The sequence below is a fragment of the Sphaerospermopsis kisseleviana CS-549 genome (genome assembly GCF_028329225.1).
GTDB classification, from domain to species: domain Bacteria; phylum Cyanobacteriota; class Cyanobacteriia; order Cyanobacteriales; family Nostocaceae; genus Sphaerospermopsis; species Sphaerospermopsis kisseleviana.
In genome coordinates, this window is the sequence record NZ_JAQMTI010000239.1 from 1 (window position 1) to 2,962 (window position 2,962).

4 protein-coding genes and 1 tRNA gene are annotated in these 2,962 nt (G+C 36.3%); 4 read left to right on the forward strand and 1 reads right to left on the reverse strand.

Features of this window, described 5'->3' with window-relative positions:
- The 4 genes from PN497_RS18270 to PN497_RS18285 all read left to right on the forward strand — a co-directional run.
- Positions 1 to 820: GUN4 domain-containing protein (locus tag PN497_RS18270; RefSeq protein ID WP_272110751.1), on the forward strand; the 820-nt coding region annotated here is incomplete at its 5' end.
- A gap of 224 nt (positions 821 to 1,044) precedes the next feature.
- Positions 1,045 to 1,260: a hypothetical protein gene (locus PN497_RS18275; protein WP_096568418.1), complete on the forward strand. Its 216-nt coding sequence runs from the start codon at positions 1,045 to 1,047 to the stop codon at positions 1,258 to 1,260.
- Positions 1,251 to 1,601, forward strand: a complete 351-nt coding sequence (locus PN497_RS18280) for a type II toxin-antitoxin system PemK/MazF family toxin (RefSeq protein WP_096568421.1) — start codon at positions 1,251 to 1,253, stop codon at positions 1,599 to 1,601. Before PN497_RS18275 ends, PN497_RS18280 begins: the two co-directional genes overlap by 10 nt.
- 567 nt (positions 1,602 to 2,168) lie before the next feature.
- A tRNA-Gln gene (locus PN497_RS18285) sits at positions 2,169 to 2,240 on the forward strand.
- Positions 2,241 to 2,347: 107 nt separating this feature from the next.
- On the opposite strand, the gene PN497_RS18290 is transcribed toward PN497_RS18285, so the two are convergent.
- Entirely contained in the window at positions 2,348 to 2,827 is a 480-nt protein-coding gene (locus PN497_RS18290) for a hypothetical protein (RefSeq protein ID WP_096572687.1), read from the reverse strand.
- Between the last annotated feature and the right edge of the window lie 135 nt (positions 2,828 to 2,962).

Genomic DNA, 2,962 nt, shown 5'->3' on the forward strand with positions numbered 1-2,962 from the left:
ACAGTCAATGGGTAAACCTTTATTTATTAGTGATTTATATAGTTTAGGGGTAACTTGTTTGCATTTATTAACAGGAGTTAGTCCCTTTGATTTATATAGTCCGATGGAAGGGGAATGGGTATGGAGAGATTTTTTAAATGGTAATGTGGTAAGTGATGAGTTAGGGAAGATTTTGGAAAAATTAGCAAGTCCTATTGCTAAACATCGTTATCAATCTGTAAAAGAAGTGATGCAGGAGTTAAATTTTGTAGATCAAAATGTGAGGCGATCGCCATCTCAAATTTTACCTTCACCACCTCCACCATCTCAACCACCTGTGAAAATTCCCCAACCATCTGTTACTGTAACAAGTCGGTATCAAAAACTAGAGAAATTATTAGCAGCAAGAAAGTGGAAAGAAGCAGATGAGGAAACAAGACGGATAATATTGACGCTTGCTAACCGAGGAATACCGGGTTATTTGGAAATAGACAATGTTCTTAATATTCCAAGTGGAGACATCAGCATTATAGACAATTTGTGGGTAAAGAATAGTAATGGACGCTTTGGTTTTTCTGTACAGAAGCAGATTTATGAAAGTGTGGGGGGGACAACAACTTACAACCGCCAAATCTTGAATAGATTTATAGATAAGGTAGGATGGAGAACAGGAGAAAATTTACTGTCTTATAACGAGATTACCTTTGACATAAAAGCACCAAAAGCGCATCTTCCTTTTTTTCCCGTAGGTTCGATATGGTGGTGGAAAGTAGTTATTAGTTTGTATTCTCAAGATGATTACTGGAAAGCGGTTGTAATAGTTCTGATCTTGCGTTCATAACAGTAAACTGTAAAATTTAAAGATTACAGAAAAATATTAAGTTTGAATCAGGATAACCAGGATTAAAAGATGTACAGGATGTTATTGTTAACCTACTAAAAAATAACAGAAATTGCTCTCTGTGTCCTCTGTGCCTCTGTGGTGGTTCGTTCTCAATCTCCTATTCACAGATCCACGACTTAAAAACAAGGTAAAATCAAAGAATGATTAACCAAAGGTGAACAATGGAAAACCAACAACTAAAAGCCCTGATCAAAGAAACTATTTTAGAACTGATAGAAGAAGAAAAATGGACAATTCAAAAAATATTAATCCCGATTTTGAATAACAAAGAAAATGAAGAATGGAACGAGTTTTCCTTAGAACAAGCTATGAGAGACTTAGAAAATGATCATCTTCCTGAATACACCGAATCCGATTTAATAGAAAAATGGCAATAGCAGGTCAAATAGTTCTCTTCAGATTTCCGCAAACTAACCTGACACTGGGGAAATTACGCCCTGCACTACTCATCAAACCCCTATCTAATAATAGTTATGATGACTGGTTAGCCTGTATGATTTCCACAAAAACAGGACAAGAAATAGTAGGATTAGATGAAATTATCTCACCCCAAGATGTTGATTTTTCGCAAACAGGCTTAAAATCAGAAAGTGTGTTTCGAGTTTCACGACTAGCTGTAGTTTCCGAACAGATACTTTTAGGAAAAATTGGTGAAATTTCTGAAGCAAGATTAACAAGAATTAGACAAAATCTAGCAAATTGGATTTTACAAGATTAGGTATATTATTAAACCAGATGTAGTAAACCGTGTTCAATCTCTAGTTGCTGATGTAGAAATTGATCTTGATGCAATACTATCTGAAGAGGATAAGTAGCTTGTCTGCAAATCAGCCTTTATATACAACCTGGTCTAACTTTCTGTAAAAACTGAAAATTCTGTATTATAATAAGACAAGTGCTGCTTATAGCATTTCATAGTCATTACTCACCACAAAAAACACTATGCGCTTAAAAAGATGGGAATCCCCCCGTAAACAAGGGAGAAACGACAAAGGCCGGGGCGGTTCAGCCAGAAAAAGACAAATCAAGAAACAACAGCAGATGCTGAGAAACAAACTCAAAGAACAGCAAAAGCCAGAAAACAACCAAAAAAACCAGAAAAACAACCAACCAAGGGAAGGGATAACAACCTTCCCTCTTTTTTTGTGCCAAATCCCCGACTTATCCCCAAAATTGGGGTTTTCCAGCAGTCTCCTAACAAATCGGAAATTTTTTGGAAATTTTTTGGAAAAAACCCTTGACAAAACCTATGGGGTGACTGCTATATTATTTAGAGTGAAAGCAATGGGGCGTAGCCAAGCGGTAAGGCAGCGGGTTTTGGTCCCGCCATCCCTAGGTTCGAATCCTAGCGCCCCAGTATTATCAAATAATTATCAAGGGTAGATTGAAAAGTCTACCCTTTTTGATATTTTGGATTTTATATTTTAGATTTGGGATTTTAGATTTACCAATTACTCAATATTGTTATTTTTCGGGTGATTTTAAAGCTTGATCTAAAATTTCTCTCGCTTGTTCAGCTTTCGCTTTTGCTTCTTGATAACGAATATTAGCTTGGGCGAAATTTTTCAGCACCTTGAAACCTTCCTTGAGACGGGTAATTTCATCCTCAGTTACAGTATTATCAGAAAATAGAACATCAACAGCTTTACGAATTTCTAAAGCTTCAGCGCGGGTTTCCTGGACTTTTAACTTGAGTGTAGCCAAATTACTGAGAACTTGTACAGCTTGGGTAATGGCATCCTCACCGCTAGTATTATCAATAGTTGGTTCTTTGACTTCTATTAACTGTTGAGGACCAAAACCTTCTTCCAATTCTGTGGGTAGTTTATCAGCTTCCATCAGTTCCATCAACTGATCCATTGCTTTATCACGGGCTTTAGCCGAATCTCTTCCAGGAACAGTGAGGATAATTTCTGGACTTTGAGCGAGAGTATATTGAACCATAGTAGGGGAAAAATTTGCTGGTTTACCAAGATGGTATTTAATTTTAACATTTAAATTAATTGGTAATTGGTAATTGGTAATTGGTGATTGGTAATTTGTAATTCGTTAAATACCCTAATTATCTAATAATTGGGG

Excerpts from the sequence above, each read along its gene's own strand:
- PN497_RS18275 (WP_096568418.1), top strand. The coding sequence starts at position 1,045 with ATGGAAAACCAACAACTAAAAGCCCTGATCAAAGAAACTATTTTAGAA.
- PN497_RS18280 (WP_096568421.1), top strand. The coding sequence starts at position 1,251 with ATGGCAATAGCAGGTCAAATAGTTCTCTTCAGATTTCCGCAAACTAAC.
- PN497_RS18290 (WP_096572687.1), bottom strand. The coding sequence starts at position 2,827 with ATGGTTCAATATACTCTCGCTCAAAGTCCAGAAATTATCCTCACTGTT.